This window comes from Alteromonas sp. ASW11-130 (assembly GCF_026183735.1).
Taxonomy (GTDB): Bacteria; Pseudomonadota; Gammaproteobacteria; order Enterobacterales; family Alteromonadaceae; genus Alteromonas.
This window is the reverse complement of record NZ_JAPFRE010000016.1, coordinates 281,676-304,556: the sequence shown is the minus strand read 5'-3', so window position 1 is coordinate 304,556 and position 22,881 is coordinate 281,676. Positions and strand designations below refer to the sequence as shown.

General features: G+C 43.1%; 15 protein-coding genes and 1 pseudogene. 6 read left to right on the top strand and 10 right to left on the bottom strand.

Features of this window, described 5'->3' with window-relative positions:
* A partial coding sequence (locus OPS28_RS06425; protein WP_265608629.1) for a transposase occupies positions 1 to 387 on the top strand: 387 nt, incomplete at its 5' end.
* A gap of 365 nt (positions 388 to 752) precedes the next feature.
* Here the strand turns inward: OPS28_RS06425 and OPS28_RS06420 are convergent.
* The 5 genes from OPS28_RS06420 to dapB form a co-directional block, all read right to left on the bottom strand.
* On the bottom strand, positions 753 to 1,325 hold the full coding sequence (locus OPS28_RS06420; RefSeq protein ID WP_265608628.1) for a response regulator: 573 nt from the start codon (positions 1,323 to 1,325) through the stop codon (positions 753 to 755).
* A gap of 547 nt (positions 1,326 to 1,872) precedes the next feature.
* The gene (greA, locus tag OPS28_RS06415) at positions 1,873 to 2,349 is read right to left on the bottom strand and encodes a transcription elongation factor GreA (protein WP_265608627.1); all 477 of its coding nucleotides are present in this window, start codon (positions 2,347 to 2,349) and stop codon (positions 1,873 to 1,875) included.
* A gap of 127 nt (positions 2,350 to 2,476) precedes the next feature.
* Positions 2,477 to 5,698, bottom strand: coding sequence for a carbamoyl-phosphate synthase large subunit (carB, locus tag OPS28_RS06410; RefSeq protein WP_265608626.1), 3,222 nt, complete (start codon positions 5,696 to 5,698; stop codon positions 2,477 to 2,479).
* Positions 5,699 to 5,710: 12 nt separating this feature from the next.
* A complete protein-coding gene (carA, locus tag OPS28_RS06405) occupies positions 5,711 to 6,841 on the bottom strand; it encodes a glutamine-hydrolyzing carbamoyl-phosphate synthase small subunit (protein ID WP_265608625.1) in 1,131 nt (376 codons plus the stop codon).
* Positions 6,842 to 7,113: 272 nt separating this feature from the next.
* Positions 7,114 to 7,920, bottom strand: coding sequence for a 4-hydroxy-tetrahydrodipicolinate reductase (gene dapB, locus OPS28_RS06400; RefSeq protein ID WP_265608624.1), 807 nt, complete (start codon positions 7,918 to 7,920; stop codon positions 7,114 to 7,116).
* A gap of 151 nt (positions 7,921 to 8,071) precedes the next feature.
* On the opposite strand from dapB, the gene OPS28_RS06395 reads away from it, so the two are divergent.
* Both OPS28_RS06395 and OPS28_RS17145 read left to right on the top strand, forming a co-directional pair.
* Complete coding sequence (locus tag OPS28_RS06395; RefSeq protein ID WP_265608623.1) at positions 8,072 to 8,728, top strand: cytochrome b/b6 domain-containing protein; 657 nt, start codon at positions 8,072 to 8,074, stop codon at positions 8,726 to 8,728.
* A gap of 334 nt (positions 8,729 to 9,062) precedes the next feature.
* Positions 9,063 to 9,206 (top strand): annotated as a pseudogene (locus OPS28_RS17145) (diguanylate cyclase domain-containing protein); the annotation flags it as partial.
* A gap of 42 nt (positions 9,207 to 9,248) precedes the next feature.
* On the opposite strand, the gene OPS28_RS06390 reads toward OPS28_RS17145, so the two are convergent.
* The 5 genes from OPS28_RS06390 to grpE form a co-directional block, all read right to left on the bottom strand.
* Positions 9,249 to 11,774, bottom strand: a complete 2,526-nt coding sequence (locus tag OPS28_RS06390; RefSeq protein WP_265608622.1) for a sensor domain-containing protein — start codon at positions 11,772 to 11,774, stop codon at positions 9,249 to 9,251.
* Positions 11,775 to 12,187: 413 nt separating this feature from the next.
* Positions 12,188 to 12,667 carry a c-type cytochrome gene (locus OPS28_RS06385; protein WP_265608621.1) on the bottom strand — a complete coding sequence of 160 codons (480 nt, stop codon included), beginning with the start codon at positions 12,665 to 12,667 and terminating at the stop codon, positions 12,188 to 12,190.
* 126 nt (positions 12,668 to 12,793) lie between these two features.
* Positions 12,794 to 13,930 carry a molecular chaperone DnaJ gene (gene dnaJ / locus OPS28_RS06380; protein WP_265608620.1) on the bottom strand — a complete coding sequence of 379 codons (1,137 nt, stop codon included), beginning with the start codon at positions 13,928 to 13,930 and terminating at the stop codon, positions 12,794 to 12,796.
* 201 nt (positions 13,931 to 14,131) lie between these two features.
* On the bottom strand, positions 14,132 to 16,057 hold the full coding sequence (gene dnaK, locus OPS28_RS06375; RefSeq protein ID WP_265608619.1) for a molecular chaperone DnaK: 1,926 nt from the start codon (positions 16,055 to 16,057) through the stop codon (positions 14,132 to 14,134).
* 93 nt (positions 16,058 to 16,150) lie between these two features.
* Positions 16,151 to 16,786, bottom strand: a complete 636-nt coding sequence (grpE, locus tag OPS28_RS06370) for a nucleotide exchange factor GrpE (RefSeq protein ID WP_265608618.1) — start codon at positions 16,784 to 16,786, stop codon at positions 16,151 to 16,153.
* Between the two features lie 524 nt (positions 16,787 to 17,310).
* Here grpE and OPS28_RS06365 point away from each other — a divergent pair.
* The 3 genes from OPS28_RS06365 (at position 17,311) to OPS28_RS06355 (ending at position 22,416) form a co-directional block, all read left to right on the top strand.
* Positions 17,311 to 17,706 carry a DUF3718 domain-containing protein gene (locus OPS28_RS06365; RefSeq protein WP_265608617.1) on the top strand — a complete coding sequence of 132 codons (396 nt, stop codon included), beginning with the start codon at positions 17,311 to 17,313 and terminating at the stop codon, positions 17,704 to 17,706.
* A gap of 475 nt (positions 17,707 to 18,181) precedes the next feature.
* Positions 18,182 to 18,583: a DUF2784 domain-containing protein gene (locus OPS28_RS06360; RefSeq protein WP_265608616.1), complete on the top strand. Its 402-nt coding sequence runs from the start codon at positions 18,182 to 18,184 to the stop codon at positions 18,581 to 18,583.
* Positions 18,584 to 19,026: 443 nt separating this feature from the next.
* A complete protein-coding gene (locus tag OPS28_RS06355; RefSeq protein ID WP_265608615.1) occupies positions 19,027 to 22,416 on the top strand; it encodes a PAS domain-containing hybrid sensor histidine kinase/response regulator in 3,390 nt (1,129 codons plus the stop codon).
* Positions 22,417 to 22,881: the final 465 nt, after the last annotated feature.

Genomic DNA, 22,881 nt, shown 5'->3' with positions numbered 1-22,881 from the left:
TTGAAGCCAGTTTATCGTGCAGTGAGCAAAGAGGCTGCCGAGGCTGAGTTAGAGCGTTTAGAAGTTAAATGGGGCAAACAGTATCCAATTGTTGTGCGCTCATGGCGTAACAAATGGGCGAATCTGTCAGTCTACTTCAAGTACCCAGAATACGTGCGTAAGGCTATCTACACCACCAATGCTATTGAAGCCGTGCATCGCCAGTTCCGAAAACTGACTAAAACCAAGGGCGGGTTCCCCAATGAAAACAGCTTGCTAAAACTGCTTTATGCTGGAATATTGAATGCGTCGAAGAAATGGACAATGCCAATCCAAAACTGGAATATGACATTGTCGCAATTGGCTATCCACTTCGAAGGGCGACTGGATAGTGTATTAGATATTTAAGCCTAACTAGCTGACACAGAATTCTGAACGCCCTCCTGATGCTGCGTTGCACCCTCATCCTTCAAATTCGTTTATTACTTAAGATTCTCGCTCATAAATCAATAAAGCGGTAAATCCGTTTCACCAATATAAGAGCTGTTTTATCCCTGTGCCTGTTGACGCACAGGCAGCTATAGATGCCAATATTGTGGAGCATAGATTCCATGATCCATCGCACTTTTTCGCTTCGAGCACATTGTTGAACCGTTGCCTGGAAACCTAATACGTATTTTCCTGACCTATCCCTTTTAGTTTGTAGCAGTTTACTTTTTACTTTTTACTTTTTACTTTTTACTTTTTACTTTTTATTTTTTATTTTTTACTTTTTACTTTAAATATTCTTTAAATTTTTTAGTAATAATCGTTTGATTAACAGGCTTTACGAGATAGCCAGTGACACCATTTTGAATGGCGACAGCGATATTTTTCTTGTCTGATAACCCTGAAATAAGATAAAAAGGCGTCCTCCATAATTCCTGGTCTTCCCTTACCTTTTTTAGTAAATCCAGCCCACTTACCTTTGGCATTTCCCAATCAGAGACCACTAATTCATACGCCTTATCATTCGCGTACGCTTTTTTCATCATATCGAATGCCCGTTTGCCATCTGGGGCCAAATCTACCGATTCAAACCCCGCCTGCATAAAATAGTGACGATGAACTTTGCGCATAGACTCGACGTCGTCAACAATCAATAAACGGCTACCTTTGCCTTTATTATCAGATGATGGTTGTAAATGAATGAGTTTATTGACAATTGTAACAGTGGTAATTAAATTTTTTTCCAGCAGTTCTCGCTGTGCGGCGCTGATTTCCTCTGTTTCGATTTTGTTTTCAACTTTTTTTAAATACAAATTGAGTTGTTTGGTCAGAAATCCTAATTCCTTATGGCTAAACATAAATTACCTGGAAAAGATTAATTTAAATAAAAACATAGCAGGGATTAAGTAAAACTCAAAAATGGTTCAAGGTCATTCTTACTGCCACAGCAAATAGAGCTGACGTATGTAACCTACTAAGGCATGTGACTGGGCGCCCTTTTGACCTATTTAAATTCACGGGTTAATACTTACCTATAGGTACTATATACGCTAAAACTTATTATGCAGAAGTCGTCGATAATAGAAGCAGGATATGTCGAGTGAGTAAACTAGAAGTGTCGTTGTTTCCTGTGTGCCCTTATATATTTGCGTGCAGACTCGTAACGAGCGCTCGCTGCTGATAGGGATGACGTATGTGCAGAGAATCGCTATCGTATTCCCCCCGTAAGCCATTCGCTTAAACATCGTCGCACCCTAGTTTGTGAGTGCCAGGTAAATAGTAAAGGCGTTCAGCAATTTTTTGTTTATTTGAAGAAATTTGCCTATTCGCAACTTTGGCCTTAAGGATAGCGAGATTGGAATAGGCAATTAACATTTTTCACTGTTGTCGAAGCGATGATGTGGTTTAAATATACTCGACCTCAACAATTTCAAATTCCACTGTTCCGCTTGGTGTAGCTATATTCACTACATCATCCTGCTCTTTACCAATCAAGCCGCGGGCAATAGGTGAATTTACTGAAATAAGATTATTTTTAATATCTGCTTCATCGTCACCCACGATGCGATAAGTTATTTCTTTGTCTGTTTCCAAATTCATTATGGTCACAGTGGTTCCAAAAATAACTTTACCTGTATTTTCCATTTTGGTTACATCAATGATTTGCGCGTTAGAAAGCTTACCTTCGATGTCCTGAATGCGGCCCTCACAAAAACTTTGCTGTTCACGAGCTGCATGATATTCGGCATTCTCTTTCAAGTCACCATGTTCACGTGCTTCAGCAATGGCTGCGATAATGCGTGGACGCGTTTTTGTTTTTAATTCATTTAGCTCTTCACGCAGCATAGCTGCGCCGTGAGCCGTCATTGGATACTGACTCATTCTTATCTCACTTTAGGTTATTTCGATATCCGTCGCGTTAAGAGACGAAAAAAAGTGCGCCCTGAAGGCGCACTTATATTTTATTTAGCACTGATAAACAGAATAGCCTGTATCCAGGCGGTTGTCATTACTGTTTAATGCGATTGTGCAACTCCTGTACAGAGGCGACCTTGTTACGATCATCTGCAGACTTAGCTCTCACCGTGGCAAAAGCAGCATTCATCGTTGTGGTGTAGGTCACTTTGTTCAATAATGCTTCGCGCCTAATGTACATAGAATCAATGATTGCCTGACGGCCTTCTGTAGTATTTACAATGTAGTCATACTCACCATTTTTTATGGCGTCGACGATGTTTGGACGACCTTCCGATAACTTATTTACTACCGTGCTCATGACACCCGCGTCGTACAACTCCGTTGCAGTACGGCGCGTTGCTTCGATACTAAAGCCATTTTCTACTAGTGTTTTCGCTAACTCGATCACCTTCTTCTTATCGTTCAGACGTACAGAAAGTAACGCCTTACCAGAACGAGGCAATGGTGAACCTGCCCCTAGGTTAGCTTTCGCATAGGCTTCTTCAAACGTATCACCAATGCCCATTACCTCACCTGTAGAGCGCATTTCGGGTCCTAGCAGCGGATCGACACCCTGGAACTTAGCAAACGGCAATACGACTTCTTTCACAGAGTAATAAGGTGGTATGATTTCCGCCGTCACCCCTTGTTCTTTCAACGTCTTGCCTACCATCGCTCGAGCAGCTACCTTCGCCAATTGCACACCTGTTGCTTTAGATACAAAAGGAATGGTTCGCGCCGCGCGAGGGTTTACTTCAATCAGATAAACTTCATTATCTTTGATAGCGAACTGAGTATTCATTAAGCCTACCACGCCTAGTTCAAGCGCCATGGCTTTTACTTGCTCTCGCATCACATCCTGTATTTCTTTGGATAAAGAATGGGGAGGCAGAGAGCACGCAGAATCTCCAGAGTGAACACCCGCTTGTTCGATATGCTCCATAATGCCGCCGATGACCACATCGGTACCATCACTTACCGCATCAATGTCTACTTCTATGGCATCGTCAAGGAAACGATCCAGCAATACTGGGGCGTCGTAAGACACTTTTACCGCTTCATTAAGGTAGCGCTTTAAGTCTTTGATGTCATAGACAATTTCCATTGCTCGGCCGCCAAGCACGTAAGACGGACGAACCACAAGTGGGAACCCAATTTCATCAGCTTTAGCCAATGCTTGTTCCACATTTGTAACTGTAGCGTTGGCTGGCTGTTTAAGACTTAGCTTGTTTACCATGTGCTGGAAACGTTCTCGATCCTCAGCGCGGTCAATTGCGTCAGGAGAAGTACCAATAATTGGTACACCATTTTTTTCTAACTCCCTAGCTAACTTCAACGGTGTTTGTCCACCGTATTGCACAATGACGCCTTTAGGTTTTTCTTTCGCTACTATTTCGAGAACATCTTCAAGGGTAACTGGCTCAAAGTATAAGCGATCTGAGGTATCATAATCGGTGGAAACCGTTTCAGGGTTGCAGTTAACCATGATGGTTTCATAACCATCCTCGCGCATAGAAAGCGCGGCATGTACGCAGCAGTAATCAAATTCGATACCCTGCCCGATTCGATTAGGTCCCCCTCCTAACACCATTATCTTGGCTTTATCAGAAGGGTTCGCTTCACATTCCTCGTCGTAGCTTGAATACATGTACGCAGTACTGGTAGCAAATTCAGCTGCACAAGTATCGACGCGTTTATACACGGGGCGAATATCGAAATTGTGTCGGCGTTCGCGAATATCGTCTTCTTCCACATTAGTCAGTTCAGCTAGCCGTGTATCAGAGAAACCTTTACGCTTTAATGTACGCATGAGGTCCTCATCGATGCTGCTGATACCTCCCTTGGCGACCTGGTTTTCCAGGATGATGAGATCTTCAATTTGCACCAGATACCAGCGATCAATGTTGGTCAGCGAAAAGACTTCATCGACCGACATACCCATTCTGAATGCGTCACCAATGTAGAAAATACGTTCCGCGCCAGGCTCTCGTAATTCTCGTACAATTTTATTTCGCGCTTCTGAATCTTCTAAGTCAACTATTGGATTTAAACCACTAGCGTCAATTTCGAGACCACGTAATGCTTTTTGTAAAGACTCCTGCTGGTTTCGACCAATTGCCATAACCTCCCCCACCGACTTCATTTGCGTGGTCAGGCGGTCATTAGCGCCAGCAAATTTCTCAAAGTTAAAGCGAGGAATTTTGGTAACAACATAGTCAATAGATGGCTCGAACGAGGCAGGGGTTAAACCACCCGTGATATCATTATCCAACTCATCCAATGTATAGCCTACAGCCAGTTTAGCGGCTATTTTAGCAATGGGAAAACCTGTAGCTTTTGACGCTAAGGCTGAGGAACGCGATACGCGCGGGTTCATCTCAATAATGACCATGCGCCCTGTGTCTGGGTCGATACCAAACTGCACGTTGGAACCGCCAGTCTCTACGCCTATTTCACGCAATACAGCCATAGCAGCATTACGCATGATTTGGAATTCTTTATCGGTAAGCGTTTGTGCTGGCGCGACCGTAATCGAGTCCCCGGTGTGCACGCCCATCGGGTCGAAATTTTCTATGGTACATACGATAATGCAATTATCGTTTTTATCGCGTACCACTTCCATTTCATACTCTTTCCAACCAATTAAGGATTCGTCAATTAACAATTCATTGGTGGGAGAAAGGTCCAGCCCGCGGTGACATATTTCATTGAACTCATCAATGTTGTATGCAATACCGCCACCTGTGCCCCCCATCGTAAATGATGGCCTGATGATACATGGAAAGCCAATTCGGCTAAGGACATCGTGGGCCTGTTCCATGTTATGTGCGATTTCTGCGCGTGGACATTCAAGACCAATGGACTTCATTGCCTTATCGAAACGCTCACGATCTTCGGCTTTATCAATCGCATCAGCTGTGGCGCCGATAAGTTCTACATTGAACTCATCCAACACCCCTTCGCGATTTAAATCCAGCGCACAGTTCAACGCTGTTTGCCCACCCATCGTCGGCAAAATAGCATCAGGTCGCTCTTTTTCAATAATTTTACGCACGACTTCCCAATGAATGGGTTCGATGTATGTCGCATCGGCCATTTCCGGGTCGGTCATAATAGTCGCAGGATTAGAGTTAACAAGAATAACCCGGTAACCTTCTTCTCGCAGCGCTTTACAAGCTTGCGCGCCAGAGTAATCGAATTCACAGGCCTGACCGATGACAATAGGGCCTGCACCTAAGATAAGAATACTTTTTAAATCAGTACGTTTTGGCATAGCTGGCGTGTCCTACTGCTTTGATTGTTCAATTAATTCAATAAAGTGGTCAAAAAGCTCACTGGCTTCCTGCGGACCAGGACTGGCTTCTGGATGCCCCTGAAAGCTAAACGCTGGCTTATCTTTTCGGCGGATGCCCTGTAGCGATTTATCGAATAATGAGATGTGGGTGACTTCCAGATTATCCGGCAAGCCGGTTTCTTCTACTGCAAAACCATGGTTCTGGCTGGTTATCATCACTTTTTGATTTTTTAGGTCCTGAACCGGATGGTTTGCGCCATGGTGACCGAATTTCATCTTGGAGGTTTTCGCACCACTGGCAAGCGCCAGTAATTGATGCCCTAAACAAATACCAAATGTAGGCACATTTTTATCCACGATTTCCTGAATGGCTTTGATAGCATAGTCGCACGGTTCCGGATCGCCGGGTCCATTTGAAAGAAAGACACCATCTGGGTTCATCGCTAATACTTCAGAAGCAGGTGTTTGCGCTGGAACCAAGGTGATTTTACAGCCACGATCGACCAACATACGCAAAATATTGTGCTTAACACCGTAATCGTATGCCACCACGTGATAATTAGCGTTTTTCAGTTTTTGGTAGCCTTCACCGAGTAACCAGGCGCCGCCGGTCCACTCTTTAACTTCCTTAGTGCAAACTTCCTTGGCTAAATCCATTCCTTTTAAGCCTGGAAATGATTTAGCTTTATCCAGCGCCAGGGTTTCATCCACATTATCACCGCAAATTATGCAGCCATTTTGTGCCCCTTTATCACGCAAGATACGCGTCAATCGGCGTGTATCTATATCTGCAATACCTACCACATTTTTTGCTTTTAAATAGTCAGTCAGGCTTTGCTTATTGCGAAAATTACTGGAAACAAGAGGTAAATCACGAATAACCAAACCTTTAGACCAAATAGTGTCTGCTTCGACGTCTTCAGAATTTGTTCCGGTATTACCGATATGAGGATAAGTGAGAGTGATAATTTGTTCAGCATAGGAGGGGTCAGTGAGAATTTCTTGATAGCCAGTCATTGAAGTATTAAAAACCACTTCTCCGACGGCGATCCCCTCAGCACCAATCGCAGTGCCTTTAAATATCGACCCATCTTCGAGCACCAAAAGGGCAGAATTAGCCAAGTCAACCTCCAGATTAATCATAATCAAGGGTTTAAGCAGGTATCTTACTTAAACCTCATAAAAAACGGGAGGTAATGGTGAAGTTACATCCCGTTTACAGAACTTTGCAGCTAATAAAATAGCGCCGTACAGCGTACCAGCGCGAAAATTTGGCAAATTCCAATTATTATATATGAGTAAATGCTGAAGGTCTAATTAGATTTCGAAGTTTGTTTAAAACGAGCCACTTCATCGAATTTTCTTATATGAGCCGCAAAAAACACAATCAGCGTTTAATTCTCGCTCAGCCCAATAACATCTGACATCGAATAAACGCCTGATGGTTTCTGCCAAACCCAGTTTGCTGCTCGAACAGCGCCTTTGGCGAAGGTAAGGCGGCTGGATGCTTTATGCGTAATCTCGAGCCGTTCCCCAATATCAGCGAACATAGCTGTATGTTCACCTACTATATCCCCAGCTCTTACTGTGGCAAAACCAATAGTATTCTGGTCGCGTGCGGGCGACTTACCTTCCCGGCCATAGACAGCACATTCATTTAGGTCACGCCCAAGTTCATTTGCAATGGCTTTACCTATTTCAATTGCTGTGCCACTAGGTGCGTCTTGTTTGAAACGGTGGTGAGCTTCACTGATTTCAATATCAGTAGCATTTCCCAACGCTTTGGCGGCACGTTTTACTAAAGAGAGCATCACATTCACGCCAACACTATAATTAGCGGCGTACACAATGGGAATAATGCCGGCGGCTTCACGCAACCGGTTTTCTTGCTCTGAACTGAGGCCAGTAGTGCCTAAAACTAACGGAATACGATTACGGACACACCAGTCTAAATTGTTATCCAAAGCCGCGGGTAACGTGAAATCAATCATCACGTCCACATCGTTTGCCTTTATTTGTGAAACACCGACACATTTTACTGTTTGGTCACGCACGCCAGCCACATCACCCACGTTCATCCCCACCCACGGTGAATCGTCACGAACCGTTGCCATAGTGAGTGTGGAACCTTCGGTTTCCTGTACCGCTTCGATTAACACCCTGCCCATACGCCCATTTGTGCCGAAAATGCCTACATTCATTTTTGCTCGCCATTGATGTTTGCTTAGAATAGGTCATTTATAGTAACACGCCACTGTCTAATTGCAGGACAAAATCCATTGATTACCGACCCCTTCAGCCGTCGCTGTGATAAGCTACCGCCATTGATTATACAAGCAATTTATTAACCTCATGGAAAAGAAACTAATTTGGGACTTACCTACTCGATTATTTCATTGGCTATTGGCAGCGAGCCTTATAGGCCAATACGTTACTGCTGAATGGGTAGAAAATGCGCTTGAATGGCATTTTTATATTGGCTACTTTGTCATGGGATTGCTATTTTTTCGCATTAGCTGGGGGTTTACCGGTCCTCGTTACGCGCGTTTTTCCCAGTTTCTGGCAGGACCTGATAAGATTAAAGCCTATTTGTCGGACACCGATAATGCTAAAGCACGTAATCCTGGCCATAATCCGTTAGGCGGTTGGTCGGTCATCGCGATGCTTATATTACTTTTAGCGCAAAGTATAAGCGGATTGTTCATGACTGACGATATTTTGTGGGATGGGCCATTTTATCACATGGTCGGAAGCGATGTTCAAGGCGTTGCAAGTTGGATTCACCATAATATCTTTAACATCCTTTTAGGGGTTATAGCCTTACATATTGTCGCAGTGCTATATTATTCTTTACTTAAAAAGCAGCCCCTAATAAGCGCAATGATACATGGTAAGAAGCCAACCCACGCAACAGCTATTAATTCATCTATGCTGGTAAAAGCAATCGTTATCAGCGGGGCCGTAGCAAGTATAGTCTACTGGCTGGTCACCAGCGCTGAAACTTGGTAATACTCTTAAAGAGGCGTCACTTTATTGTCAAATAGCTCGATTGTTGGGAAAGCAATAGGCATAGCGGACCATGAGTGAGCGGATTATTTCTATTAGTTCACTATGCCATTCCTATAAGTCTGTTTATATTGCGCTGAGACTTCGCTAACAGCTCTCATTTTCAGATAGCGATTCGTCATAATCTGTGAACAGTTTATGATAAGAGGGATGCGACTAATAAAGTCTATTGGCAAGGGTTTGTCATGGCCTTATGAGTCAAAGTGATACAAAGTAAAAAGCATTGCTATGCTTGGCTTAGGACGCCACTTCTGACTTTCAAGCTTCCAATAACCTTACAGTAGAAATAGGTGCGAGCATCGGCATCGCGTTTTCTGAAAACAAGAAAGCGTCAGCGAGTGCGCTAATCAATAAAGCAGACGCGGCTATGTATGATATTAAACGGCAGGGAAAAAATGATTTTGCCCTGCAATCAATTTAGGTCGGCATTGACGGATAGGCGGTACTGGCTAGTCATACCTCACTATGAGTTGGGATTAATAAAAGAAGCATGCACTAGCGATAGCCACTCTTTTTCTGGTGTAGGTCTACCCAAATGGAACCCTTGAAAGATATCACAGCCATGTTGAATCAGGTACTCCATCTGCACATCGTTTTCTATTCCTTCAGCCACTGTTCGCAACCCAAGCGCTTGAGCCATTTCTATTATGGTATTAACTATGGGGAAATTATCGTTTGTTGAGGTTATCTCATCGACGAAAAACCTGTCTATTTTAAGTTCCGCAATGGGTAATGCCTTCAGATAACTTAAACTTGAATAGCCTGTACCGAAATCATCAATAGAAAACAAAAAGCCCATTTTAGATAATTTTTCGATATGCAACCTGACTTTATCAATACTTTCTACCAGGGTTGTTTCCGTTAGCTCCAACACCAGGCAAGAAGCATCAATTCCCCATTTTGAAGTAGTAGCAATTAGCCGTTCTGCGAAGTCTGCGCGGGCAATCTGCTGGGCACTAATATTTACAGCCAGCTTAACTTCTAAGTTATCGCGGTGGCATTCGGCCAATAATTTACACGCTTCGTTTAATACCCAATAACCGATATCCAGAATAGCTTCACTTTCTTCGGCTATGGGAATAAATTCGCCGGGACTTATCATGCCAATTGCAGCATGTTTCCAACGTAGTAAAACTTCGGAACAAATCAATTCGCCATCGCGGTTGTATTGCGGTTGAAGCACTAAAAAGAACTCGTTATCTATTAACGCTTTGTTAAATGACTGGGCAATATATTGATGACGTTCGTATTCTTCGTATGCTGATTTCTCAAACGCAACCGGCCCGATATTCCCACTTTTCTTGGCGCGTTTACGGCCAAATTCAAGTACACCAATCAGTTTCTCAAAAGTGGTTTGTTCGCTGTCGATATGCACTGAAGATAAAGAACAACGCAATGCATGCGTGTCTCCTTGGAAACTGATATCCTGCGCTAGGTCCCGTAGTAACTTTTGCTCCACCTCATCTATCAAGTTTAATTGATGCAAACGTTTTTGGTTTGTTTCCTTCCCAGGCGCTACAATTGGACTGTGATGCAATATAAGAAAGCGGTCTGCCGATTCCCGATAGGCACGAAAATCGGAGGTCAGCACTTTTTTAATTCGATTTCCGGTTATCTTTAATATCTGATCGCCAGTTTCCTTGCCAAACAGCAAATTATATTGGGAAAATTTATCAATATCGATCATGCAGCAATAGAGCTGCGCGGTCGCCACTCTCGCTTGTGCTATCAGTTTTCTGACGTCTTTTTCAAATGATTTAAAATTGGCCAATTGAGTAACCTCGTCGTAGAAGGCAATTTTAAAAATATTATCAATTGCCTCTTTCCGCTCAGTTACATCCCTTATTATGCCTATATAACGCCGCTGACCATCTAAAATGACCTCTGTTAGCGATAACTCTATGGGAAAGGTATAGCCGTTTTTATGTCTTGCACTCAGTTCTTTATTTGGCCCAAAAAACAATGACTTCGCCTTGTAAAGATAGCTAGTTATATCAGTGGTCTGCATATCCGAATACTCTTCCGGCACGATAACTGACACATCCTGTCCCAATAACGACTCGGGTACATATCCGAAAACCTTTTCTACGGTCTGATTAACCATAACGATGGTGCCGAAACCATCTATAGTTACCACTGCATCATTAAGATTGTCGAGAATATTGATCAGATACTCTGTGTAGTTTTGTTCCGTCGAGGTGATTTGATGGGCTTCGGTTATATCCTGAAGTGTGGCGATTATGCTCGTTATTTCCTCTTCTTCCATACGAGGGGTCAAAGTAAGGCGTAGCCAGCTTTCATCTGTATCCTTTACAATCTTGAAATCACTTTGTGTAGGAAGCGGCGTGCGGTATACATTTCGGATGTGCGAAATTAATATTTTCCTATCGACCCGTGCAAACTTTTTCAGGGCAAGTTTTAACGAAAAAGGTTCCTTATTCGATAAGTTAAGTAACTTTTCAAATTCATCGGTCAAAATGAAATCTTTGTTCTTAATGAAGTATTGACAGCCACCTGTATGGGTTAATTGAGAAACTTTTTTATGCAAATTAAGTAAATCAGTCTTATTAACCTCGAAGCGTCGGTCTGCTTCACTGAATTTGCGGGATATATGCATCAGGTTTTGTATTTGCACAGAGGTCAGAGGTTCATCGGATATGACTAAACAATAAATATGATCTTCTACACGCTGTGTAGACAGTTTACTGACATGTATGAAACAGTTAGCCGCTCTATTAAGCGACTCGGGCCAGGTAAACGTTTTTCCGGGTAAATTAACGGGACTAGATTCACGGATAAATTGTTTCTTTGCTTCGCTGGATAGGGTGATAATACCCGTGGCGTGGTTATCGTCCATTTCAGCGCAAAGTATGGTTGCCCTGTGCATATGGTCATCCATTGACACAATCGCCGCACCCCGCACATCTAATGTAAGAGTCGTATTTGACAAAAGCGAACTTAACCGCGGCCAACGATGGAATCTATTCACAAAATCTATTTCCTTAGCGTTCTATTCGATCCCGTTCTCTTCCAAAGAGTAGTTAACCAACTTACGGAAAACAATAATTCTTGCGTTAAATAGAAGGTTTGGGTGGAGTTAATTCTGTTTAAGAATCGAACGATTTAAGCTTTTATATCTGAGGAAAAAGAATAGACTAAATAGGCTATAACAATCAATTGGTTAACGAAAAAATTCGATTATAAAACGAAAACAGAAGGTATGGTGTATTAAACACGCGTTTGGAGACCAATACGATACATGGTATGAATACATAAAAAATGATGTATAGACAGCAAAAATAAACCCTATGGTTTTTTACTTAGAGACGGCTCATTAAGAGACTCATGGCGCTAATCAGTCCCCTCAGCGCCATCATAGTCGTCAATATTACAATTATTTACTTAATCTTTTTTATAATCGTCATGACACGCTTTACATGTGCTGCCCAACTGACCAATAGCTTTGCGATATTGGCTTTCGTCTCCAGTTGCGACCACATCAGAAAGGTTTTTCGCTGCGACCTTGAGATCATTGGCCTTTTTTTCTACCTCGCTAAAGTCTTCCCACAACACCGCTTTAGCGTCTGATTGCACGTCAAATTTACGCGTATCTACTGATAAATAATGATGAATCATATCGCCAAATTGTTGAAGGCGTAAGCTATTGGCTTCCATTATCTGCGTATCGTAAGGTATTTTACCTTTCGCCATGGCACCAAGAGGTCCCATGTTGTCCCGTATGAGAGTAAAAAGCGCCTGCCGATTTTTTACCGCGTTTTCTGCTTCTTTTTCTGATTGAGCTTCTACTACATGGGCTGTTGCAGGAAGCGTTAACATTAGGGCTGAAAATGAGGCTAATAACAATTGGTTCCATTTTTTCATTAGTTTTCCTTCAAGATATTTTAAGATTTGCCAACACTACTGTTAACCATATAGTAGTGCTTGATACAGTATCGTAAAACAAAAAAAGCCCTAAAAACTAGGGCTTTCAATAATTATTCGATATCTTTAATTGGTGAGATCATCAAAAAACTTCTTCACACCGTCAAAGAAGCCTTGCTCTTTGGGGCGATGCTTGGCTTTGTCGCTACCACTCCCCATTGAATCTTCAAACTCTCTCAATAAGTCTTTTTGTCGAGATGAAAGGTTAACAGGCGTCTCCACTACGACTTTGCACATTAAATCGCCCGTAACGCCACTGCGAACAGATTTCACCCCTTTACCTCGTAAACGGAACATACGTCCTGTCTGCGTTTCGGGACTGACTTTAAGCTTAACTTTGCCATCTAAAGTAGGAACATGTAGCTCCCCACCTAACGCAGCTGTGGTAAAGCTTAACGGCACTTCACAATAAAGATTACTGCCGTCACGTTGGAAAATTTTATGGTCCTTAACATGTACCTGAACATACAAGTCACCTGCCGGTGCACCATTTTCTCCAGCTTCCCCTTCACCGCTTAAGCGAATTCTGTCACCTGTATCCACGCCCGGTGGAATTTTAACAGACAAGGTCTTGTTTTTTTCTGTACGCCCATGGCCATGACACTTATTACATGGATCACTGATGATCTTACCTTTACCCGAGCAGGTAGGACAGGTTTGCTGTACCGCAAAAAAACCCTGCCGCATTTGTACTTGACCGTTGCCATGACACGTCGGGCATGTTGTAGGTGAAGACCCTTTCTTTGCGCCTGAACCATGACAGGAATCACACTCCACCAAAGTAGGCACGCGTATTTCTACGTCTTTTCCTCGAACGGCTTCTTCAAGAGATAATTCTAGATTGTAGCGAAGATCAGATCCCTGTCTTGCACGAGACTGACGACCACCGCGGCCTCCACCAAAAATATCGCCAAATACGTCACCGAAAATATCGCCGAAATCAGCTCCACCACCGTAGTTTCCACCCCCACGGTTGGGATCAACGCCGGCATGACCATACTGATCATAAGCAGCACGTTTTTTCGGATCCATTAAGATTTCATACGCTTCCTGGATTTCTTTAAACTTCTCTTCGAGAGACTTATCACCCTGTGTGCGATCCGGGTGAAATTTCATCGCCAGTTTTTTATACGCTTTTTTAATATCGCGTTCACCGGCGCCCTTCTCGACTCCTAGGACTTCGTAGTAATCACGTTTCGACATATCGGTTACTTTCCTACCCTTTCTTCATACTCTTTTTGAGTACGCACTTTAACTGCTCATTGGCGTTGTAAAGCTTTGAAAAACAAAGGCGCAACAAGGCATTCCCTGCTGCGCCTGACTGACTGAGCCCGTTAGGTTGACTTCCGAGCGCTTTACAGCTTACTTTTTACTTTTTACTTTTTACTTCTTACTTCTTACTTCTTACTTTTTGTCGTCGTCTTTGACTTCTTCGAACTCAGCGTCAACCACGTCATCATCAGCTTTAGCGCTTGCTTCTTCTTGAGCACCTGCTTCAGCGCCTGACTGGCCAGCTTTAGCTTGTGCAGCTTCCATTAATTTACTTGAAGCTTCGACTAATGCCTGGGTTTTAGCTTCGATAGCCTCTTTATCTTCACCCTTAACCGCAGTCTCAAGATCAGATAGCGCAGCCTCAATTGGCGCTCGGTCATCAGCACTTAACGCATCGCCCACTTCATCAAGTTGCTTACGCGTGGCGTGAATCATTCCGTCAGCCTGATTACGAGTTTGGATAAGCTCTTCAAACTTCTTATCCGCATCTTTATTGGCTTCTGCGTCCGCTACCATTTTTTCAACTTCTTCATCACTTAAGCCTGAAGACGCCTTAATAGTAATTTTTTGTTCTTTACCCGTATCTTTGTCTTTCGCTGATACGTGTAAGATACCATCGGCATCAATATCAAAAGTCACTTCGATTTGCGGTACACCGCGGGCTGCCGGACGAATACCTTCAAGGTTGAACTGACCAAGGGACTTATTACCTTGGGCCTGTTTACGCTCACCCTGAAGAACATGAACGGTAACCGCAGATTGATTGTCTTCCGCAGTTGAGAACGTTTGAGACTTCTTAGTAGGAATAGTTGTGTTCTTCTCAATCAGCGCTGTCATCACGCCGCCCATGGTTTCAATACCAAGGGAAAGAGGCGTTACATCAAGAAGTAATACATCCTTAACATCACCCGCTAAAACACCACCTTGAATCGCAGCACCTACAGCAACCGCTTCATCAGGGTTAACATCTTTACGCGGTTCTTTACCGAAGAAATCAGTTACATACTTCTGAACCAAAGGCATACGGGTTTGACCACCCACCAAAATGATATCGTGGATATCACTTACCGATAAGTCTGCGTCAGCTAATGCTTTTTTAACCGGCTCAAGAGAGTCTTTCACCATGTCTTCAACCAGAGACTCAAGTTTAGCGCGTGTCACTTTAATCGCTAAGTGCTTAGGACCTGAAGAGTCAGCCGTTATGTATGGTAGATTAACTTCGGTTTGTTGTGCAGAAGACAATTCAATCTTAGCCTTCTCCCCAGCTTCTTTCAGACGCTGCATTGCCAGCGGATCTTTACGCAGATCGATACCTTGATCTTTCTTAAACTCATCTACTAGATATGTGATCATTCGGTTATCGAAATCTTCACCGCCTAGATGAGTATCACCATTGGTAGCTAGCACTTCGAAGGTATGCTCACCATCAACTTCATCAATTTCAATAATTGAAATATCAAAAGTACCCCCACCCAAGTCATAAACAGCGATAACATTATCGCCTTTTTTCTTGTCCATGCCGTAAGCAAGCGCTGCAGCAGTAGGCTCGTTGATGATACGCTTTACTTCTAAACCGGCAATACGACCCGCATCTTTAGTTGCTTGACGCTGTGAATCGTTGAAGTAAGCAGGTACAGTAATTACCGCTGCAGTGACTTCTTCACCTAAATAGTCTTCAGCGGTTTTTTTCATTTTTTTCAATACTTCAGCAGAAACTTGTGGTGGAGCCATTTTCTGGCCTTTGGCTTCTACCCAAGCATCGCCGTTGTCCGCCTTTACAATATTAAAAGGCATAATGTCGATGTCGCGCTGTACTTCTTTGTCTTCAAAACGACGCCCAATTAAACGCTTAATAGCGAATAAGGTGTTATTGGGGTTAGTTACTGCCTGACGTTTCGCTGGCTGACCTACAAGTGTTTCGCCATCATTCGTATAAGCAATGATGGAAGGCGTAGTGCGATCGCCTTCAGCGTTTTCAATTACGCGAGGTTTGTCGCCGTCTAGAACTGCGACACATGAATTCGTTGTACCTAAATCGATACCAATGATTTTACCCATTACGTGTCTCCAAAATAAATTCTTACTTAATTCTGCATTGTGAGTGGGGTTATTCCTTCACAATTTCAATAGTTGTTGATGAAAAAACTTTAATTAGGCTTCTGTATCCACACCACTATCTGGAGCGCGAGACACCATTACCATAGCCGGACGCAATAAGCGTCCATTAATTTCGTAACCTTTCTGCATTACCGCCATTACGGTATTTGGTTCGTGTTCAGCGCTTTCTTGCATAGACATAGCCTGATGCAATTCGGGGTTAAATTGCTCACCCTGGGGATTGATCAGCTTCATACCAAATTTTTCAATCGTAGATATAAATGACTTGTGAGTCATCTCCACGCCTTCCAACAATGGCTTTATCGCGTCGTTGTTGGCGTCACTTACTTCGATGGCGCGTTCAAGGTTGTCGATAACGGGCAGTAGCTCACCAGCAAAACGCTCCAAAGCAAACTTGCGGGCTTTCTCCACTTCGGCTTCTGCACGCCGACGGGCATTTTCCATATCCGCTCTTGCACGCAGTACACTTTCCTGTTGATCTTTAATTGTATTTTGCGCTTCATTTAAGGCGTTCTGCAATTCGTAAACCTGTTGACCTACTTCATTTTGGCCTTCAATTTCCGCGTCTGGCTGTGCATCTTGAGCCGCGTCATTTTCTTCAGCAAGTTGCTCTACAGATTCTACCTGTTGCTCATCAGTCTGCGCCTGCTCTTCACGCTTGTCGCTCATGTTTACCTCCGGATAATGCGCTCATCGGCTTTAACTTTTTAACTAAATGAACCGCGAAAAGACCGGTTCAAATTCAATGCTGGGCTATTAATGGGGTTAGATTGAAAGGCTTCAAGTGTGACCTTAAACTTTTTGTGGAAATTTTGACGCGAGATTTTTAAGCTGAATCGAAATAGGCATATTTTTTAGGACTCCGCTGACGAGCGGGTCAATAAGGAGGGCGGACTCCCGCCGAATCTATTTATAATAAAAATATTGTATTTGGCCTGCTTTACAAAGCAACATACCTTTAAATACATTGCCAATCGGTATAATTTAATAAACGAAAGTATTTAGGCAACAACTGCTGAATTAATAAAATACCTTGTAATATCTTTAGTTAGTAAATCAGCGCCCCCCTGCAGAAGACTAAAGAGTATCGCGTTTTATAACACTGTATTCCTTTACTGCTTTTTCAAATAGTGAATTTCGAGTTTAATCCGCCCCGTCAACAATAATGACAAATAAATTTGAGGAAATTGACTATGTTGAAAATTGTTAAAACTTCTATCGCATTAGCTACAGCGTCATTGATATTTACCGGTTCTGCACAAGCAGAAGTTGAAAACGCTCTAGCAAACATCTGTAACATCGTAAAAGTGGATGACAAAGGTGAATTGCGTAAGAAAATGAAAAAAGTAGAATCAGACTATCGTTTGAAGCTGCAAGACTATTACACAGGTATTGCCTGTGATGGTGAAAGCCTTATTCGTACTGCCTTTCTTAATAATGCTGTAGAAGCAGGTACGCTGTTGGTTAAGAAAATGCCTAAGAGCCAATTAAATGCACCAGAAGCTGATGGTAAAACTCTACGCGCTTGGGTTTCTGAGAATGGCTTGATGGATACACCTCTTGCAAAAGAATTGAACGAACGTATCTAGTTCAATCTGATTATCGGTCATTGACCTACCCTTCAAAACGGCTTCCAGCGGGAGCCGTTTTTTTCATTTGTAGGCAGCTAAAAATTTCGCTTCTGATCTTGAGTTAGAGATAAAGAAACAATGATGCGTTGGGCTTAATATTCGGAAGGCTCTCTGGGGCGTTAAAAACGTCTCCTCTTCGCTATTAATTATTTATTCTCGATACGGTTTATTAAAGGGCTTACGTTGATTAAGGAATATCGCGTTATAACAGGATGAACTAATGCCCCCGTACAAATTTCTCGCCTTCCGGAATCAACTCTACGTCTGATCGTAATCGTGCATTCTCTGTCAAAAAACTGTATTAGAGTCAAACAAGCTCGACTTACAATATATTACTGACCTGCTACACGTGACCACGATTGATTCTATACTGTGAACTACACAAAATGATGGGAACGGCGTTTGATTCCCCATTACCCCCTGGTGAAACGCTGTGACGAGAGAAACGTATTATGTTTTTTTGGCTGACGCGATATTATTTATACACGCGTTTTTCGTCTTATTTATCGTCTTTGGACTGGTCGCCATTTATGCAGGGTATTTTTTAAAGTGGCGATGGGTTAGAAATCGATCCTTTCGAATACTCCATTTAATAGCCATTTTAATTGTTATGGTGCAATCCTGGCTCGGGATTATTTGCCCTTTGACAGTATGGGAAGTTTCACTAAGAACCGAGGCTGGACAAGCTGGCTATTCAGGTTCATTTATGCAGCACTGGGTCCAACACTTACTATATTACAATGCACCCGAGTGGGTGTTCATTTTATTGTATACCTCTTTTGGCAGTTTGGTGGTGGGTAGCTGGTTTATTGTGCGCCCCCATCCACGCACCTGAGAAGACTGTATAATCTTTTCGGAAGCCGACATAATAGAAAAATAGTTGATGCGTATAGACGTAAAACAAGTGGCGCAACGCGGCTTTTTTTTGAAATCCCCCGCCTGGCATGGGTGATAAGAAAAGGCAATACACCAGGCTACGTAATTCATTTTACTTGCTACCGATTTTGGTAAGCAGGGGGCGCTTCGGCTTTATATATCGTAACCCCTACCTGATACGTTAAAGTTTTATTGAAGCGACCAAAGTAAAAAGTAAAAAGTAAAAAGTAAAAAGTAAAAAAACTAGTGACTGGCGGTTGAAATAAACGCCCCCTCAAAATTTTATTCTACACTACTTGCTGCAAAGTATGCTTGCCCAGTTTTACACGAGAAAAAAACTCCATAGGTTGGTTAATTATGGTAGGTTGATGCCATAACAAAAATCACACATTCAAACGTAAAATGTTGACTCTTTGGACCGTTGGCTTATTGGTCATAGGCTATCTTATCGTCTTATTTCTAATTGCATTCTGGGGTGACAAAAACCTTCAGGATAACCAACAACATCCTATTTTATATAGCCTGGGTTTGGGAGTTCACTGCACTTCCTGGGCCTTTTTTGGAACCATTACTCAGGCTTCTCAGTACGGCTGGGCCGTGGTTCCTACCTATTCAGGTATTATCCTGACGATGCTATTCGGCTTTGGCGTTATGCGGAAAGTCAGTCGCCTATGTCAACAACATAATGTTAGCTCGCTAGCCGACCTCATTGGCCTACAATATCGCAATAGCCACCTGCTTGCTGCGATCGTTACTCTTTTGTGTTTTGTGGGTGTGGTTCCGTACATTGCGCTTCAACTTGATGCTATCACCGAAAGTATTAATCTGATTACCGGTTCAAGTAAAACGCTTAACACCGTTGGATTTTACGTTGCCGCTATCATGGCCTTATTCGCGGTACTATTCGGTACCCGTACGTTAAACCTGACCCGTAAACATCCTGGATTACTATTAACTATCGCTGTCGAATCCATTATTAAGTTAGCAGCCTTGTCAATAGTGGGTATTTTTGTCTGTTACAGCCTGTTCGATGGTGTGTTTGACTTATTCGCCCAAGCTTCAAAGTCTGCGGAAGGACAAAAAGTATTGTTTGCGGATGCTGCACCATGGGTATACCTCAGTCATATGTTATTAGGTGTATGTTCGATGTTTGTGCTACCTCGCCAGTTTCATATGAACTTTATTGAACAAAATGGTGACAGCGAATTGCGTAAAGCCCGTTGGCTATTCCCTTTGTATTTAATTGGAATGACTATTTTCATACTTCCCATCGCCCTCGCAGGACAGTTGCTATTGGATACCAATACAATTAAAACCGATGCGTTTGTGCTGGCATTACCCATCCACAGTAACGAAACGGTTATTTCTATTATCGCTTTTTTAGGTGGAATTTCTGCGGCTACCAGTATGGTTATCGTCGCCACGCTCGCACTAGGCGTGATGATGGCTAATAACCTATTCACCCCGGTCTGGCTAAAGCTGGCGTTTAATCGCACGAACCATGCATCTATGCAGACCAGTAGCCTGTTAACCATTCGACGGCTAACGATTATTGCGGTGTTGAGCGTTGCCTACTGGTATCACATCAATATCAGCCAATCTGCACCGCTTGGCAAGACAGGCAGTATTGCGATTGCTTTGTTGGCACAGATTTTCCCTATCATGATGTTTGGCTTGTACTGGCAGAAAAGCACACGTTTGGCAGCTCAATGTGCGCTTATTGCAGGCTTTGCATGCTGGATAATGTGGTTGCTCTATCCGAGCTTGTTATCGAGTTATTATTTTAATCCCCCTCTTAGCGATGCTGAGCTAGCAAACGGTTTCATCTTCAGTTTGCTGGTAAATTGCATCGTGTTTGTTTCAGTTAGTTTCCTACTCCCTCAACGCGCAATGTTGAAACAGAACCGACCCGAGAGTTCCCCGCTCCCCGAGCTTGCTATTCGTATCAAAGACCTTCTTCAACTCACCCAAAAAGTTCTCGAACCCGCGACAAATTCGTTATTTTTAAAGCAACTTAATTATAGTACGTTGACCAATTCCACTTCAGGTTATGCAAGTCATTCATTATTGATGAGAGTGGAGAAATTACTCACCGTTCAGGTTGGTAATCCCAGTGCCAGAATACTCCTTACTGCTATTGCAGATTCACAGCAGGAAACTATCCCCGACCTGGTAGAGTGGGTGGAAGAAGCATCACAATCCTTTCAATTTAATCACGAAGTATTGCAATCATCGGTGCAAAATATCGAACAAGGGATCTGCGTATTGAATCAACAGCTTTGTTTACTCGCGTGGAACCCTCGTTATGTACAATTGTTTAATTACCCCAAGGGTTATTTACAGGTAGGGATGCCTATCCAAAGCCTGCTTCAGTTCAATGCGGAGCGAGGGTTACTGGCAGCAGGATGCGACGTGGAAGCGGAAATTGATAAACGCGTCAACTACATGCGCTCGGGGAGTCGCTATAAACATGTTCGAAAACACAATAATGGCAAGGTAATCGAACTTAATGGGCACCCCTTGCCGGCTGGCGGCTACGTTACCACTTACAGTGATATCACCGAATACATCCAGATTCAGGACGAACTAGAAGCAGCGAAAAATGAGCTGGAAAGGCGCGTACAACAACGCACCCTTGAACTGCACCAAGCTAGACTTGAGGCAGACAAAGCGAATCAAAGTAAAACCCGTTTTCTGGCTGCGGCAGGTCATGATCTTATGCAGCCATTTAACGCGGCCACTTTGTTTGCCTCTATGCTTGCGCAAAAAACGAGTGGCAGTGAAACTGAGCATATCGCAGAAGGGCTTGTTAGTTCACTTAATAGCGCCGAATGCTTACTTACCACGTTGTTAGATATGACAAAACTTGAATCTGGAGTACTAACGACGGCGGTCTCTGAATTTTCTTTGGACGAGATTTTTGAACCCTTGGTAAGTGAATTTTCGATTATTGCCCAGCAAAAGTTATTACGCCTTCGCTACGTCCAGACCCAGGTACGGGTTCGCTCAGATAAAAACCTGTTGCGCAGAATTGTCCAAAACCTGATTTCAAATGCCATTCGTTATACCAAATCTGGGGGCATATTACTGGGCGTGAGACGGCAGGATAATACCGCTATCAATATCTGTGTCATTGACACTGGACCCGGCATTGCCAAGCATCAACAAAGAGAAATCTTTAACGAGTTTCATCAATTAGAAGGTGGCGAGACTAATCAAGGCTTGGGACTGGGTCTGACCATCGTGGAACGGATTAGTCAATTACTGGGTCATCATGTCTCGCTTCAATCAACAGTGGATATAGGCACCCAATTCACAGTAACCGTCCCTCGGGTAAGTTCACCAATTTATCCGATTACTGAAAAGCCCGGTAATAAAGAAGTGAGTTTAAATCGCCAACCACTTATACACTGTACCGTACTGGTGTTGGAAAATGATGTACAAATAGTAAGCGCAATGACTACGTTGTTAGGCGACTGGGGGGCGCAGGTAATTGCAGCATCAAGTTTAGCGCAAGCATTGGCTAGGTGCCCTACTCCGCCAGCATTGATGTTAGTGGATTACCACCTTGACCATGGTGAAGTCGGTACTGATGCAGTTCTGCAGTTGCGAGCTCACTGGGAAAAGGAAGTGAAGGGCATATTAATTACGGCAAATCGAAACGAAGGTATTCGAGACGAAGCTGAGTCAGCGCATTTATGTTATTTGCCTAAACCCATAAAATCTATCGCGTTGAAAAGAATGATTAAACAACTTCTTAATGAAGATCTTAAGGTTTATGGCGATAACTGATTATGCAAATTTCCTTCCCGCCCCCTTTTTGCTTCAGTACAAATTGCTGCGTTCCACGCTACGCTGCAACTGCATCCTAGTTCGACGTTACTTTATGGTTGTCAGCTAAACGTTTTAATCACTACCATTAAGCGGCATTAATTTGTGCAGAGTCGGCACGAGAACTATTCAACGTTTTACAGGTCACTTTATTGGAGTAAAAGGGTGGTTAGTGAAAATTTGCATCTATTACATAACTGTCCTCAACCGGCTTGGCTGAGCCAGCTTCGCATCATATCGAGAATAAAAACCTTTGCCCCTTCAGAGTTCTTTACAAATGCCAGGGAATCCTAAAGCCAATGCCAGAATAAGGCGCTTTATCGTAAAACGATACCCCGCGCATTAGGGAATGTGGTCAACTAACAAAACCTTCTAGCACATAAATATTTAGTAGACGTGCTTTTCCGTTACTCCAGCCCTTTATCG

Coding starts and splice junctions, on each gene's coding strand:
- grpE (WP_265608618.1), bottom strand. CDS start 16,786: ATGAGCGACAAGCGTGAAGAGCAGGCGCAGACTGATGAGCAACAGGTA.
- OPS28_RS06355 (WP_265608615.1), top strand. CDS start 19,027: ATGTTGACTCTTTGGACCGTTGGCTTATTGGTCATAGGCTATCTTATC.
- OPS28_RS06385 (WP_265608621.1), bottom strand. CDS start 12,667: ATGAAAAAATGGAACCAATTGTTATTAGCCTCATTTTCAGCCCTAATG.
- OPS28_RS06395 (WP_265608623.1), top strand. CDS start 8,072: ATGGAAAAGAAACTAATTTGGGACTTACCTACTCGATTATTTCATTGG.
- dnaK (WP_265608619.1), bottom strand. CDS start 16,057: ATGGGTAAAATCATTGGTATCGATTTAGGTACAACGAATTCATGTGTC.
- OPS28_RS06420 (WP_265608628.1), bottom strand. CDS start 1,325: ATGTTTAGCCATAAGGAATTAGGATTTCTGACCAAACAACTCAATTTG.
- OPS28_RS06365 (WP_265608617.1), top strand. CDS start 17,311: ATGTTGAAAATTGTTAAAACTTCTATCGCATTAGCTACAGCGTCATTG.
- carB (WP_265608626.1), bottom strand. CDS start 5,698: ATGCCAAAACGTACTGATTTAAAAAGTATTCTTATCTTAGGTGCAGGC.
- greA (WP_265608627.1), bottom strand. CDS start 2,349: ATGAGTCAGTATCCAATGACGGCTCACGGCGCAGCTATGCTGCGTGAA.
- dnaJ (WP_265608620.1), bottom strand. CDS start 13,930: ATGTCGAAACGTGATTACTACGAAGTCCTAGGAGTCGAGAAGGGCGCC.
- dapB (WP_265608624.1), bottom strand. CDS start 7,920: ATGAATGTAGGCATTTTCGGCACAAATGGGCGTATGGGCAGGGTGTTA.